Raw genomic sequence first — 14,521 nt, 5'->3', positions numbered from 1 at the left:
GTCCGCGGCGCGCTCAGAGCGCGTCGTGGAAGATGAGCCCGAGCGTGTGGCGCCGCCCGCGCCGCACGCGGCTCACGCCGTGGCGCATCGCGACGCGATACGTGCCGCGCGAGCCCTGCACCGGCCGCTGGGCGACCGCGAACACGACCGCGTCGCCCTGCCGCAGCGGCACGACCTGCGCGCGCGACTGCATGCGCGGGCGTTGCTCGGTCAGCACGAATTCGCCGCCGTCGAAATCCTCGCCCGGCTGCGACAGCAGGATCGCGACCTGCAGCGGGAACACGTGCTCGCCGTAGAGGTCCTGGTGCAGGCAGTTGTAGTCGTCCGCGCCGTAGCGCAGCAGCAGCGGCGTCGGCCGACGCTGTCCGGCCGCGTGGCAACGCGCGAGGAAGTCCGCATGCGCGGGCGGGAAGTCGGCCGGCAAGCCCATCGCCGCGTGCCAGCGGTTCGCGATCGGAGCGAGCCGCTCGTACAGCGCGGTGCGCCATTGCGCGAGCACGGGCGGCAGCGGATACGCGAAGTAACGGTACTCGCCGCGACCGAAGCCGTGGCGCGCCATCACGACCGTGCTGCGGAAGCGCGCGTCGTCGCCGTAGCACGCGGCGAGTTCGCGGCAGGTCCGCGCATCGATGAACCCGGCGACGTGCGCGTGTCCTTCTGCATCGAGCGCGCGCTCGATGCGCCCGTCGTCGAATGCGTGCAAGGCCGCGCCGGGCGGTGGCGGAACGGAAGGCGTCATCGGTGGACCTGCGTGCGGACGAAGCGCGAGATTGCCGCCGTCGCGCGACGCGCGCGCTCCGCTTCTTGCGCGCTGTCGATGCCTCACCAGCTGCCGCTGTTCGGCATCGACGCCCACGGCTCCGCGGGCGGCAGCGGGTCGCCCTTCTGCAGCAGTTCGATCGAGATGCGATCGGGCGAACGCACGAACGCCATGTGGCCGTCGCGCGGCGGCCGGTTGATGGCGACGCCCATCGACGCGAGGTGCGCGCAGGTCGCGTAGATGTCGTCGACACGGAACGCGAGATGGCCGAAGTTGCGCGCCGAACCGTAGTCCTCGTCCGAGCCCCAGTTCCAGGTCAGTTCGATCTCCGCATCCGGCGTTTCGTCGGCGGCGAGAAAGACGAGCGTGAACTTGCCGGCGGCGTTCTCCTTGCGCCGCGTCTCGCGCAGGCCGAGGCCGTCGCGGAAGAATCGCAGCGCGGCGTCGAGGTCGTGCACGCGGATCATCGTGTGCAGGTATTTCATTCGTGTTCCTCGCAAGGGTGGCGGCGCGGACGATCACTCACGTGAAGAAGGAAACCGGGGTCGGAGTGGACTTCGGAAGCGACGCCGGCATGAAACCCTGCATGTCGCCGAAAGTCCACTCCGACCCTGGTTTTCCCCGCCCCGATTTTCCTAACCGCGCTGAAAACGCGGCATGTAGTGCTGCAACTGGGCGAGCCGCTGCAGCGGGTCGGTCATCTGCAGCAGGTGCTGCTTCTCCGGTTGCGCGAGCGGCAGCATCTCGGCGAGGCGGAAGCCGACCCAGCTCGCGTCGTCGAAACGCGCGCGATCGACCTTCGCCACCGCACCGCCGACCTGGTCGAGCAGGCGCTCCAGGATCGTTGCGAGCAGGCCGTGCTCTGGCGGGACCTCGACGCAGGGTTCGTCCGGCCAGAGGCGGACTTCGCCGTGCACGAGGCCGTTGTCGCGCACGCGCGTCGTCGCGACCTGGAAACGCTCGCCGCCCTCGGCGCTGATGCCGAGCAGGCCGTCCGGCAAGGTGCAGAAGTCGGTGATGCGCGCGAGCGTGCCGATCGCGGCGGGCACGGCCGGCTCGCCCGCCTCGCGCCCGGCGAGGATCAGGCAGACGCCGAAGCCGGCGCTGTCGCGCGCGCAGTCGCGCACGAGATCGAGGTAACGGCGTTCGAAGATGCGAAGGCTGAGCGGGCCGCCCGGGAAGAGCACGGCGGACAGCGGGAACAGCGGTATGTCGACGAGCGGCACGCGGCCAGTCTAGCGAAAAAGCACGGCGGCGGAACGCGGCGCAGCGCCGCGCCGATCGATCGCCGACGACGGCTGTCCCCGGTCTCGCCTCACCCCTTCGCTGCGAGTGCCGCGGCGAACCGGCGCGGCGCGTTCTCGAAGCCGCCGTTCGACATGAACACGACGTGGTCGCCCGTGTGCACCTGCGCGAGCAGCGCGTCGACGAGCGCGTCGACGCTCGCTGCAGTGCGGCCGCGGCCGCCGAGCGCGTCGACGATGCGCGCGGCGTCCCACGGCAGTTCCGGTCGCTTGAGGAATACGACCGCGTCGGCATCGGCGAGCGACGGCGCGAGTTCGTCCGCGTGCGCGCCCATGCGCATCGAGTTCGAGCGCGGCTCCATGCCGACGAGGATGCGCGCCGTGCCGACCTTCGCGCGCAGGCCGGCGAGCGTGGTCGCGATCGCGGTCGGATGGTGGGCGAAGTCGTCGTAGACGCGGATGCCCGCGTGCTCGGCGACGAGTTCCATGCGCCGCGCGACGTTGCGGAACGTCGCGAGCGCGGCGATCGCGTCGGCCGGCGCGACGCCGGCCGCGTGCGCGGCCGCGATCGCGGCGAGTGCATTCATCACGTTGTGGCGACCGCCCAGTGTCCACTCGGCCAAGCCGAGCTCGCTGCCTGCGTGCGAGACGACGAACGACGAGCCGTCCGGCGCGGTGAGCCGCGCGCGCCAGTCGCCGGCGTCGACGCCGAACGTCTCGACCGGCGTCCAGCAGCCTTGCGCGAGCACTTCCGCGAGGCGTGCGTCCTCGGCATTGACGATCAACCGCCCGTTGCGCGGCACCGTGCGCACGAGGTGGTGGAACTGGCGCTGGATCGCCGCGACGTCGGGAAAGATGTCGGCGTGGTCGTATTCGAGGTTGTTGAGGATCGCGATCGTCGGCCGGTAGTGCACGAACTTCGAGCGCTTGTCGAAGAACGCGGTGTCGTACTCGTCCGCCTCGATCACGAAATCCGCCGCCGCAGGCGGCGACATCCGTCCCTCGCCCGCGAAGCGGGAGAGGGGGGGACCATCGGCGGATGCTGATGGTGGGGTGAGGGAAACGCCGCCCAGTCGCGCCGACACACCGAAGTTCGCCGGCACGCCGCCGACGAGGAAACCCGGATCGCGGCCGGCCGATTCGAGGATCCACGCGAGCAGCGAGGTCGTCGTCGTCTTGCCGTGCGTACCGGCGACCGCGAGCACGCGGCGTGTCGCAAGCACGGTCTCGCCGAGCCATTGCGGGCCCGACACGTAGCGCAGGCGCTCGTCGAGCATGTGCTCGACCGCGGCGTTGCCACGCGTCATCGCATTGCCGACGACGACGAGCTCCGGCGGCGGCACGAGGTTCTCCGCGGCGTAACCCCGCTTGAGCACGATGCCGAGCCGTTCGAGCTGGGTCGACATCGGCGGATACACGTTCGCATCCGAGCCTTCGACGTCGTGGCCGAGTTCGCGCGCGAGCGCGGCGATGCCGCCCATGAAGGTGCCGCAGATGCCGAGGATGTGCAGCTTCAAGACTCGATGTCTCCGTGTGGCGCGTCCGCTCAGCCGCCGAGCAGCAGGTGGGCGAGTGACCAGTTCGCGATCGCCCAGGTCGCGACGAGCACGAGCGCGAAGCCGAAACCAGCATCCATCGCGTGGCGCATGATGTGCGCGTTGACGCCGAGCTGCCAGAAGAACGTCAGGACGAGGACCCAGCCGAGCAGCGCCTGGGTTGCGGTGGGCGGATCGGTGATCGGCAGCATCGCGAGCAGGAACGGCGTCTGCACCAGCGACATGACGAAGTCGCTCGCGAGCAGCGCGGTCGCGGTCTGCACCCAGCGGTGGCCGAGACGCCGTACCGCGAGTGCGATCGCGCTGGAGCCGAGCAGGACCGCGGTGGAAAGCAGCGCGCGCGGCAGCAGGTCGTCGGCTTCACCGACCGCGGCACCGACGACGGTCGCGAGCGCGACACCGGCGACGCCGAAGCCGGCGACGAGCGCGGGCGCATGCGGCAAGTCCTGCGGCGCCGTGCGCAGCAGGCACAGCCCGAGCACGCGCGCGAAGAGGGAATCGTGCCGTTCGTCCATGCCCGCGTCCGTCGCGACGCGTGCGCGCCGCGTTCGATCAGGCGCGCGGCAGCGCCGCGACGATGCGCGCCGACACCTCGGCGAGCTCGCCGACGCCGTCGACGACCGCGAGCTTGCCGATCTCGGCGAAGTGGCCGGCGACCGGCTCGGTCTGTTCGGTGTACACGCGCAGGCGTTCGCGCACGGTTTCCGGCGTGTCGTCCTTGCGGCCCTGCGCCGCGGCGCGGCCGGCGATGCGTTCGACGATGAGTTCGCTCGGCACGTCGAGCTTGATCGCGACCTCGAGCGGCTGGCCGATGCGCGCGAGCAGTTTTTCGAGCGCGGCGCACTGCGCGACGTTGCGCGGATAGCCGTCGAGGATGAAACCGGCCTTCGCATCCGGCTGGGCGAGGCGCTCCTCGAGCATCGCGAGCACGATGTCGTCGGAGACGAGCTGGCCGGCCTCCATGACCGCCTTCGCCTTGAGGCCGAGCGGCGTGCCGGCCTTGACCGCCGCGCGCAGCAGGTCGCCGGTGGAGACGTGCGGCACGCCGAGCGTGGCCTTGAGCAGCTCGGCCTGGGTGCCCTTGCCCGAACCGGGCGCGCCGAGTAGAACGAGTCGCATGGTGCTCCGATGGCGCCGCGCGGCGCTCATGCTCACGATGGGGGACGCGACGCGCCCCTCGGCGCGCCTAGAATGGCGACAACGCTAGCGGCTGGCCAGAATGGTGTCAAACCACGCCGACCGCGCCGGAACGTGGACGAAAAGGATCGGCAATGAGCCAGGGCAAGCTGTTGTACGCGCAATCGGGCGGGGTCACCGCGGTCATCAACGCGACCGCCGCCGCGGTCATCGACACCGCGCGCCGGCGCAAGGTGCCCGTGCTCGCCGCGCGCAACGGCATCATCGGCGCCCTGCGCGAGGACCTCATCGACACCTCGAAGGAAAGCGCCGCCGCGATCAAGGCGCTGCGCCGGACGCCGGGCGGCGCGTTCGGCTCGTGCCGCTACAAGCTGAAGTCGCTCGAGCAGAACCGCGCCCAGTACGAGCGCCTGATCGCGGTGCTGAAGGCGCACGACATCCGCTGGTTCCTCTACAACGGCGGCAACGACTCCGCCGACACCTCGCTGAAGATCTCGCAGATCGGTCGCGAGCTCGGCTACCCGGTCAACGTGATCGGCGTGCCGAAGACGGTCGACAACGACCTCGCGGTCACGGACTGCTGCCCCGGTTTCGGCTCGGTCGCGAAGTACACCGCGGTGTCGGTGGCCGAGGCGAGCCTCGACGTCGAGTCGATGTGCGCGTCCTCGACGAAGGTGTTCATCGTCGAGGTCATGGGCCGGCACGCGGGCTGGATCGCCGCCGCGGGCGGGCTCGCCGCGCGCAAGGCGGGCGATCCGCCGCACCTGATCCTGTTCCCCGAGGTCGCGTTCGACGAGGATGCTTTCCTCGCGCGCGTGAAGGCGACCGTCGAACGCGTCGGCTACTGCACCGTGGTCGCGTCGGAAGGGCTGAAGAACACCGCGGGCCAGTTCCTCGCCGAAGCGGGCACGCGCGACGCGTTCGGCCACGCCCAGCTCGGCGGCGTCGCGCCCGTGCTCGCACAGCTCGTCAAGCAGAAGCTCGGCTACAAGTACCACTGGGCGCTGCCCGACTACCTGCAGCGCTCGGCGCGCCACCTCGCCTCGAAGACCGACGCCGAGCAGGCCTGGGCGGTCGGCAAGGCCGCGGTCGAGTACGCGCTCGCCGGCAGGAACGCGGTCATGCCGGTGATCGTGCGCACGTCCGACGCGCCGTACCGCTGGAAGATCGAACCCGCGTCGCTCGAACGCGTCGCCAACCACGAGAAGAAGCTGCCGAAGAACTTCATCTCGCGCGACGGCTACGGCATCACCGCGGCCGCGCGCCGCTACCTCGAACCGCTGATCCGCGGCGAGGACCCGCCGACGTACCTGCGCGACGGCCTGCCCGACTACGTGCGCCTGAAGAACGCGGCGGTGCGCCGCAAGCTGCCGCGCTACGACATCGCCGATTGATCGGCGCCGACTGATGGGCGCCGACTGATCGACCCGGCCGGTCGACCACGCCCCACCGCAGCCCGAGCGCGCCATCCGACCCGCCGGCCGGGCCGGCCGCGGGCGCCCCTTTCCGCGAGCGAAATCCCGCCCGCATCGACCTCAGCGGCGTGTTGCGCCGCGCCAATGCGCGTCGCTTCGGGGCATGGCTATACTCCGGCGGAGTAACCGCGCTGTTTCCCGGGGTTTCCTATCAGTCCTGTGAGTCAAGGGAGGGTTCGATGCTGTTCCATGAACACGGTTTGACGATCGCGCTGGCCTGCGCGGTGCTCGCGATCCTGTACGGCGGATGGTCGATACGCTGGATTCTCGCCAAGCCCGCCGGCAACGAGCGCATGCAGGCGATCGCGGCGGCGATCCAGGAAGGCGCGCGCGCCTACCTCAACCGCCAGTACCGCACGATCGGCCTGGTCGGCGTCGTGCTGTTCGTCGTGATCGGCTTCGCCCTCGACTGGCCGACCGCGATCGGCTTCGCGCTCGGCGCGATCCTGTCCGGCCTCACCGGCTACATCGGCATGAACATCTCGGTGCGCGCGAACGTACGCACCGCAGAAGCCGCGCGCAGCGGCATCCCGGCCGCGCTCAGCGTCGCGTTCCGCGGCGGCGCGATCACCGGCATGCTCGTCGTCGGCCTCGCCCTGCTCGGCGTCGCCGGCTATTTCGTCACGCTCGTGCACATGGGCAAGACGCAGGACCAGGCGCTCCACGCGCTGGTCGGCCTCGCGTTCGGCTCCTCGCTGATCTCGATCTTCGCGCGCCTCGGCGGCGGCATCTTCACCAAGGGCGCCGACGTCGGCGCCGACCTCGTCGGCAAGGTCGAAGCCGGCATCCCCGAGGACGATCCGCGCAACCCGGCGGTGATCGCCGACAACGTCGGCGACAACGTCGGCGACTGCGCCGGCATGGCGGCCGACCTGTTCGAGACCTACGCGGTCACCCTGATCGCGACGATGCTGCTCGGCGGCGTGATGGCGGCGCAGGCGGGCGCGAACGCGGTGCTCTATCCGCTCGTGATCGGCGGCGTGTCGATCGTCGCGTCGATCATCGGCACGTTCTTCGTCAAGCATTCCGGCGGGAAGATCATGACCGCGCTGTACAAGGGCGTGATCGTCTCGGGCGTCCTCGCGCTGATCGCGTTCTACCCGGTCACGACGCAGCTCATGGCGAGCAGCCAGTACGGCGCAATGAACGTGTTCGGCTGCGCCGTGATCGGCCTGATCCTGACCGGCGCGATGGTCGTCATCACCGAGTACTACACCGCGACCGAATACGCCCCGGTGCGCCACGTCGCGCAGGCATCGACGACCGGCCATGCGACCAACATCATCGCCGGCATCGGCATCTCGATGAAGTCGACCGCGTGGCCGGTGCTCGCCGTGTGCGCGGCGATCTGGGGCGCCTACCACCTCGCCGGCCTGTACGGCATCGCGATCGCCGCGACCGCGATGCTGTCGATGACCGGCATGATCGTCGCGCTCGACGCGTACGGCCCGATCACCGACAACGCGGGCGGTATCGCCGAGATGGCCGAGCTGCCGAAGGAAGTGCGCGCGGTCACCGATCCGCTCGACGCGGTCGGCAACACGACCAAGGCGGTCACCAAGGGCTACGCGATCGGCTCGGCCGGCCTCGCCGCGCTCGTGCTGTTCGCCGACTACACGCACAAGCTCGGCGTCGAGCATCCGGACCAGATCTACACGTTCGACATCTCCAACCACTACGTGATCATCGGCCTGCTCATCGGCGGCCTCATCCCGTACCTGTTCGGCGCGATGGCGATGGAAGCGGTCGGCCGCGCGGCCGGCGCGGTGGTCGAGGAAGTGCGCCGCCAGTTCCGCGAGATCAAGGGCATCATGGAAGGCACGACCAAGCCGGACTATTCGCGCGCGGTCGACCTGCTGACCAAGTCGGCGATCAAGGAGATGATGGTGCCGTCGCTGCTGCCGGTGCTCGTGCCGATCGTCGTCGCATTCGGATTCCGCTTCATCGGCGGACCGTTGGCCGGCGTGCAGGCGCTCGGCGGCCTGCTCATCGGCACGATCGTGACCGGCCTGTTCGTCGCGATCTCGATGACGACCGGCGGCGGCGCGTGGGACAACGCGAAGAAGTACATCGAGGACGGCCACTTCGGCGGCAAGGGCTCGGATGCGCACAAGGCCGCGGTCACCGGCGACACCGTCGGCGATCCGTACAAGGACACAGCCGGCCCGGCGGTCAACCCGCTGATCAAGATCATCAACATCGTCGCCCTGCTGCTCGTGCCGCTGCTGTAAGCGGACGCGTCACCGGCAACGTCGAAAGGCCGCCTCCGGGCGGCCTTTCCTTTTGCGGCGATCGCCCGTGCATCCTGCGTCGCGACGTGTCATGCAATGCCGCGATGCCCGGTCCACTGGGGTCCGAGGTCCGCCGTTCCGCATCGTGTGCGGTCCGGCGCCGGCGCGGTGCCTTGTTCTATGATGCAGGCGGGATCGACGCGGGAGGCCGCCCTGCGGTCGTCGTCCATCCGCCGCGACTGAGGGGAAAGACGGATGCGTGCTTGTTGGCTGGCTCTGGCCATGGTCGTGTCGGCTCCGGTGTGGTCGGCGGAGCTTTCGGGCAGCGTGGCGCTCGTCTCCGACGGGCAGGCGTTGCGCAGCGAGGAGGCGGCCGATGCGGTCGTCTACTTCCGGCCGGCGAATCCGCCCAAGGTCGCGCCCGCGAGCGAACCCTACGTGATGGGCACGCAGCGCAAGCAGTTCACGCCGCGCATCCTGCCGATCACGGTCGGCAGCGAGGTGCGCTTCCCGAACCGCGACCCGATCCTGCACAACGCGTTCTCGACTTCGCCGGCGAACACCTTCGACGTCGGCGTGTACGGCAACGGCGACGGCAAGACGGTCGCGTTCCCGCAGGCGGGCTACGTGCGCGTGTTCTGCAACGTGCACCAGTCGATGGTCGGCCACATCCTCGTGCTCGACACGCCGTACTTCACCCACCCCGACGCGGCCGGCAAGTTCGTGCTCAAGGGCCTGCCTTCGGGCAGCGGCGACCTCGTCGTCTGGCACGACCGCGCGACACCGTGGCACCAGAAGCTCGCGGCCGGCGGCAAGCCGCTCGCGATCCAGCTCGACCTCACGCAGAAACGCGTGCCGCCGCACCTCAACAAATTCGGCAAGCCATACGGAAGGGCCAGCGATGCCGGCTACTGAGAATTCCCCTGCGAAGGGCTTCACCCTGCCGCTCGCGCTGCGCTTCTTCCTCGCGACCGCGCTGCTGATCGCGCTCGCGCTCGGCGCCGCGGTGTTCGTCACCTACACGCAAGGCCAGCGCATCGCGACCGACGCGCTCGACAAGGCGGTCGCGACGAGCGACGCGGTGCAGCGCGAGTTCGAACAGCACCGCCTCGAGACGCTGCAGTCGAACGCGCGCCTCGTCGCGTCCGATTCCGGCTTTGCGCGCTACATCGGCAGCGCCGCCGGCGGCGGCGCGCTGCCCGGCGTCGAAGGACAGAGCGGCCCCGACCTCAGCTCGATGCGCGACCTGCTGCTCGAGCGCCAGCGCGAGTTCGGTTTCGACCTCGGCATCCTGCTCGACGGCCAGGGCAATACGCTCGTGCGCAGCGACCGCAACGAGTCGGTGCAGGAGTCGCTCGCCGAGGATCCGCTCGTCGCCGCCGCGCTGCACGACACGCCGCCGTTCGCCGGCTACTGGCGCCAGCGCGACCAGCTCTACCAGGCGACGATCATGCCGATCGTGCAGGACCGCGACCTGCTCGGCTACCTGCTGCTCGCGCAAGGCGTCGACGACGCGCTCGCGAAGAAAGTCGCGCAGGCGAGCGGCGCGCAGGTCGCGTTCCGCATCCCCGCCGGCGGCAAGGTCACGCTCGCGGCGAGTTCGCTCGACGCGGCGAACAGCGCCGAGCTCGCGCCGGCGATCGCCGCGCTCGAACCGTCGGTGCGCTCGGCACTCGACGGCGGTCGCGGCGTCGACCAGTTCCGCGTGCGTTTCGCCGGCCAGGAATGGATCGGCCGCGCACGGCCGATGGGCACGAGCGCGGACGGCAAGCTCGGCAGCGTGCTCGTGCTCGCGTCCGCGGACCGCTTCGTCTCGGGCTATCGCGCGATCCTCAACTGGGTCGCGCTCGCGGGCCTCGCTTCGATGATCGCCGCCCTGCTGCTCTCGCTGCTGCTCTCGCGCGGCATCCTGAGTCCGGTGCGGCGAATGGCGCAGGCGGCCGAGGAAGCCGCTGCGGGCAACTACCAGGCGCGCATCGGCAGCGGCGGCAATGATGATCTGGGCCGCCTCTCGCGCTCGTTCGACACATTGCTGTCGGAACTGCGCGAGAAGAGCGACATGGAAGGCTACGTCGGCCACCTCGCGCGCTTCCTGCCCGAACCCGTGGCCGACGTCGTGCCGGATGCACCGACGCGCCGGCGCGCGGCGACCGACACGGTGCCGCGGCGCGCGCCGGCGACCCTGCTCGGCGTCGAGTTCCGCCACCTGCTGGCCGAACGCGCGGACGCGACGCCGGCGCAGGCGATCGCCGACCTCGGCGCGCTGCAGGCGCGGCTCGACGACGTCGCGCGCACGCACGCGGCCGAGCTGCACGTTGCCGAGGGCGCGCGCTGGCTGCTCGCGTTCGACGGCGACGAGGCGCACCGCCGCGCGCTCGCGTGCTGGGGCGCGTTGCTCGACGCCTCGACCGCGCAGCGCCAGCCGGCGCCGGCGGGCAGCGTCGTCGAAGGCGAGCTGCTGCACGGCGGCGACGCGCTGCTCGGCATGCCTCAGGCGCAGGTGCACCGCCTGCTCTGCGACGCCGCACCCGGCCAGTTGCTCACGCTCGGCACGCTCGGCGAGGCGCTCGCGCGCGAACACGGCGCGACCGCGGTGCAGGCCGTCACCGGCGCGTACAGCGCGAAGCCGCGCGCGGCCGTGCTCGCCGGCGTCTGGCAACGCGCCGCGAGCGAGCTGCCGACCGACCACACGGTCGTGCGCGCGGAGGCACGTCGCGCACAGGCCCCTGCACCGGGCGCGAAGACCGCGCTCGGCATCGTCCCGGGCGCCGTGCTCGGCAACCGCTACCGCATCGTCTCGGTGCTCGGCGAAGGCGGCATGGGCGTCGTCTACAAGGCGAACGACCTCGAGCTCAACGACCTCGTCGCGCTGAAGATGGTCAAGCCCGGCGCGCTCACCGACGGCAGCCAGCTCGAGCGCCTCAAGGACGAGATCAAGCTCGCCCGCCGCATCACCCATCCGAACGTGTTGCGCACGTTCGACTTCGGCGAGATCGGCGGCGTGCCGTACATCTCGATGGAATACGTGCGCGGCCTCACCTTGCGCTACCTGCTGCGCGATGCCAAGCGCGTGCCCTACTCGGCCGGCCTGCGCATCGCGCGCCAGCTCGCGGCCGGCCTCGGCGCCGCGCACGCGGTCGGCGTCCTGCACCGCGACATCAAGCCGGAGAACCTCATCCTCGAGGCGAACGCGAACGCCAAGCTCATGGACTTCGGCATCGCGCGACCGACCGCGCGAGTCCAGCCGGGCCACACCGAGCCGGGCACCTTCCTCGGCACGCCGAACTACTGCGCGCCCGAACAGCTCGCCGGCGGCGAGGTCGACGAGCGTGCCGACATCTGGTCCTGCGGCGTGCTCATGACCGAGATGTTCTGCGGCGGGTTGCCGTTCAGCGGCAAGTCGACGATGGACATCTACATGGCGCAGATGCAGCAGGAGCCGACGCGACCCTCGGCGCTCTGGCCCGAGGTGCCGCCCGATCTCGAAAGCGTGATCCTGCGCTGCCTGCAGCGCGTGCCGGACGAACGCTACGCTTCCGCGGCCGAACTCGCCGCCGATCTCGCCCGCCTGAGGGTCTGAGCATGCGCCGCCTCGCCTTGTTGTGCCGCCTCGCCCTGCTCGCCGGACCCGCCTGCGCCGCGGCGCAGGCGACCGACGACCCCCTGCTCGCGGCGCCGGCCGACGTGCCGCCCGCGTCGACGCTGAACTGGTCGGGCGACGCAACCGTGCGCTACGAGCACACGAACGGCATACCCGGCGTGCGGCCGAGCCCGACGCTCGAACGCGCGCGCAGCCGCGTGCGGGCGGGCGTCGCGTGGACGCCGCGCGCGGACCTCGAGATCGGCGGTGCGCTCAAGTTCGCGCTCGGCTCCGATGCGAACCGCGACAACCGCATCAACAACGACAACGAGCGCAGCGACGCCGCCGCGCTCGACCAGTTGTTCGTGCGCTGGCGTCCGGGCGAGGCGACCTCGCTGCTGTTCGGCAAGGCGCCACTGCCGCTCGAGCTGTCGCCGCTGGTGTGGGACCGCGACCTGCGCCCGGCCGGCATCAGCATCGACCACGGCATCGCGCTCGGCGACTTCAATCGCCTGCAGCTGACCGCCGGTGCGTTCGCCGGCGAGCACCTGTACGGCGACGACTCGCGCATCGGCGCGCTGCAGGTCGCCTGGCGCTGGCACGAAGGCGCGCCGAGCAACGGCGCCGTGCTGCTCTCGCTGATCGACTTCGACGACATCGACCGGCTCGCGAACAACGGCCTTGGCCGCACCAACCTGCGCACGCCGAGCGGCTTCACCAGCGATTTCCGCCTGCTCGACCTGCAGCTCGTCGGCCGGCACGCATTCGGCGACTGGCCATTCGAGGCGCGCATCGACCTCGTGCGCAACCTCGGCGCCGACGACGACGCCGACGGCGCGCGCCTGAGCCTCGTCGCGGGCGATCGCCGCCGCGCGCACGGATGGGAACTCGGCTTCGCCTGGCAGCGCCAGCAGCGCGACGCGGTGCTCGCCGCATTCAGCGAAGACGACTGGTGGTTCCACAGTTTCGCGCACGGCGCGATGCCGTGGATCGGCTACGGCATCACCGACCGCGTGAGCCTGCGCCTCGCCGGGTTCCGCGAGCAGCGCGACGGCATCGCCGATCACACGCGACGCGTTCTGTTCGACCTCGAGGCGCGCTGGTAGGCGACGCTTCGTGGCGCGCCGTCAGGCGCGCGGGACGCGACCGAACAGGGCACCGGCGGCCAGGCTCGCTGCCGCGAGTGCGAGCACGCTCATCTGCACCGGCATCGGGTCGAGCAGCGCGATGAATGCGACACCGGCGGACAGCACGAGCGCCGTCGCGGTCGCGAGCGGCCGCAGGCGGTTCGCGACGAGGTGCTTGCCCATCCACCACAGCAGCGTTCCGCTCAGCATGAGCAGGATCGCGAAGCACAGGCTGTAGCCGCACAGCATCGTCCACGCGTCGACACCCCAGCGCGGCAGGATCGCGTACCCGCGCATCGCCTGCATGAGCGCGCGACGCGGCGCGTCGAACGACGCGGTGTCGACGAACGCGCGGTAATGCACGCTCGCGTGCACGCCGCTCGAGATCAGCAGCACGCTGCCGGCACTGCGCACGCCGAGGCGCAAGGCGGATTCGGACACGATCGACACCTCCATCGGGTGCGCCGATCTTCGACAGGCGCGCGCATGAACGCAAGCGCTGGCGGGTCCCGAAAAAAAAAAGACCCCGCCGAAGCGGGGTCGAATAGGAGTCCAACAGGCCGGCTCAGAGTCGGCAGAGATCGAAGTCGTCGGCGAACACGAGCTCGCTGCCGGCGAGCGCCACGCCGAACACCCCGCTCGTTCCACTCAGGGCGGCACTCGTCGCGCTCAAGGTCCTGCCGCTGGTCAGCGTGTAGAAGCGCTGCGTCGCGTTCGCCGGGAACGAGGCGATGCCGCTGCTCACGGTGGCCTGCTCGAGGGCGATCGATCCGCCGCACGCGGTCGTCGCGAGCGTGACCTGCGAGGTCGAATCGGTCGTGATCACGTTGTCGAACGCATCGACGATCGCTACCTGCACGGCGCCGAGGCGGTCGCCGCGCGGTACGTTGGCCGGCTGCTGCAGGAACTTGATGTGGTCGGGCGGGTTCGCGGCGAAGCTCGCCACGACCGTGCAGTCGGCGGTGACCGGCCCGGTCGTGTAGCTCGTGCCCACGAGCGTGCCCGCGGCGCAGCTGCCACCGAGCGGCGTCACGACGTGATAGCCCGCCACCGGCATCAGCGTGAAGTTCACCGTCGCGCCATGGTTGACGGTCTGCGGCGTCGTCGGGCTGATCGTGCCGTTGCCGCCACTCACGCTCGGCGTCACCACGTGCGTGTCGATCGCGAAGCTCGCGATCACCGTGCAGTCGGCCGTGACGGCGTTCGTCGTGTAGACGTTGCCGGCGAGGTTGCCGCCGCAGGTGCCGGCCACGCTGCCGATGTGGTAGTTCGCGGCCGGTGTCAACGTGAACGCGATGGTCGCACCGTGGTTCACGGCCTGCGGGGTCGACGGGCTGATCGCACCGTTGCCGCCCGAGACGCTCGGCGTCACCGTGTGCGTGTCGATCGTGAAGCTCGCGATCACCGTGCA

The 14,521-nt window shown here is 70.6% G+C and carries 13 protein-coding genes; 5 read left to right on the top strand and 8 right to left on the bottom strand.

Translation table 11 applies throughout. The features are described from left to right. Window positions 1-13: 13 nt before the first annotated feature. The 6 genes from FHW12_RS10165 to FHW12_RS10140 form a co-directional block, all read right to left on the bottom strand. Window positions 14-739 carry a 2OG-Fe(II) oxygenase gene (locus FHW12_RS10165; RefSeq protein ID WP_182530873.1) on the bottom strand — a complete coding sequence of 242 codons (726 nt, stop codon included), beginning with the start codon at window positions 737-739 and terminating at the stop codon, window positions 14-16. A gap of 83 nt (window positions 740-822) precedes the next feature. Continuing rightward, entirely contained in the window at window positions 823-1,245 is a 423-nt protein-coding gene (locus tag FHW12_RS10160; protein WP_182530872.1) for a VOC family protein, read from the bottom strand. Between the two features lie 150 nt (window positions 1,246-1,395). After that, window positions 1,396-1,986 carry an LON peptidase substrate-binding domain-containing protein gene (locus FHW12_RS10155; RefSeq protein WP_310735206.1) on the bottom strand — a complete coding sequence of 197 codons (591 nt, stop codon included), beginning with the start codon at window positions 1,984-1,986 and terminating at the stop codon, window positions 1,396-1,398. A gap of 89 nt (window positions 1,987-2,075) precedes the next feature. After that, entirely contained in the window at window positions 2,076-3,521 is a 1,446-nt protein-coding gene (gene mpl, locus FHW12_RS10150) for a UDP-N-acetylmuramate:L-alanyl-gamma-D-glutamyl-meso-diaminopimelate ligase (protein ID WP_182530871.1), read from the bottom strand. A 29-nt stretch (window positions 3,522-3,550) separates the two neighbouring features. Further along, window positions 3,551-4,075 carry a hypothetical protein gene (locus FHW12_RS10145; RefSeq protein ID WP_182530870.1) on the bottom strand — a complete coding sequence of 175 codons (525 nt, stop codon included), beginning with the start codon at window positions 4,073-4,075 and terminating at the stop codon, window positions 3,551-3,553. Between the two features lie 37 nt (window positions 4,076-4,112). Further along, on the bottom strand, window positions 4,113-4,679 hold the full coding sequence (locus FHW12_RS10140; RefSeq protein ID WP_182530869.1) for an adenylate kinase: 567 nt from the start codon (window positions 4,677-4,679) through the stop codon (window positions 4,113-4,115). A 152-nt stretch (window positions 4,680-4,831) separates the two neighbouring features. On the opposite strand from FHW12_RS10140, the gene FHW12_RS10135 reads away from it, so the two are divergent. The 5 genes from FHW12_RS10135 (at window position 4,832) to FHW12_RS10115 (ending at window position 13,089) form a co-directional block, all read left to right on the top strand. Continuing rightward, window positions 4,832-6,091, top strand: coding sequence for a 6-phosphofructokinase (locus tag FHW12_RS10135; RefSeq protein WP_182530868.1), 1,260 nt, complete (start codon window positions 4,832-4,834; stop codon window positions 6,089-6,091). A gap of 260 nt (window positions 6,092-6,351) precedes the next feature. Then, window positions 6,352-8,403, top strand: a complete 2,052-nt coding sequence (locus tag FHW12_RS10130; RefSeq protein ID WP_182530867.1) for a sodium-translocating pyrophosphatase — start codon at window positions 6,352-6,354, stop codon at window positions 8,401-8,403. Between the two features lie 282 nt (window positions 8,404-8,685). Then, entirely contained in the window at window positions 8,686-9,318 is a 633-nt protein-coding gene (locus FHW12_RS10125; protein ID WP_182530866.1) for a methylamine utilization protein, read from the top strand. Beyond that, window positions 9,305-11,983: a serine/threonine-protein kinase gene (locus FHW12_RS10120; protein ID WP_182530865.1), complete on the top strand. Its 2,679-nt coding sequence runs from the start codon at window positions 9,305-9,307 to the stop codon at window positions 11,981-11,983. The genes FHW12_RS10125 and FHW12_RS10120 overlap by 14 nt, the downstream gene beginning before the upstream one ends. 2 nt (window positions 11,984-11,985) lie before the next feature. Beyond that, a complete protein-coding gene (locus FHW12_RS10115) occupies window positions 11,986-13,089 on the top strand; it encodes a putative porin (RefSeq protein ID WP_182530864.1) in 1,104 nt (367 codons plus the stop codon). Window positions 13,090-13,110: 21 nt separating this feature from the next. Here the strand turns inward: FHW12_RS10115 and FHW12_RS10110 are convergent, their stop codons facing one another. Both FHW12_RS10110 and FHW12_RS10105 read right to left on the bottom strand, forming a co-directional pair. Continuing rightward, entirely contained in the window at window positions 13,111-13,551 is a 441-nt protein-coding gene (locus FHW12_RS10110; protein WP_182530863.1) for a hypothetical protein, read from the bottom strand. Between the two features lie 124 nt (window positions 13,552-13,675). Next, a partial coding sequence (locus tag FHW12_RS10105; RefSeq protein ID WP_220484386.1) for an InlB B-repeat-containing protein occupies window positions 13,676-14,521 on the bottom strand: 846 nt, incomplete at its 5' end.

The sequence above is a fragment of the Dokdonella fugitiva genome, assembly GCF_014138265.1.
Taxonomy (GTDB): Bacteria; Pseudomonadota; Gammaproteobacteria; order Xanthomonadales; family Rhodanobacteraceae; genus Dokdonella_A; species Dokdonella_A fugitiva_A.
Note: the sequence above shows the minus strand (reverse complement) of the source record. Positions and strands in the feature narration are given on the sequence as shown.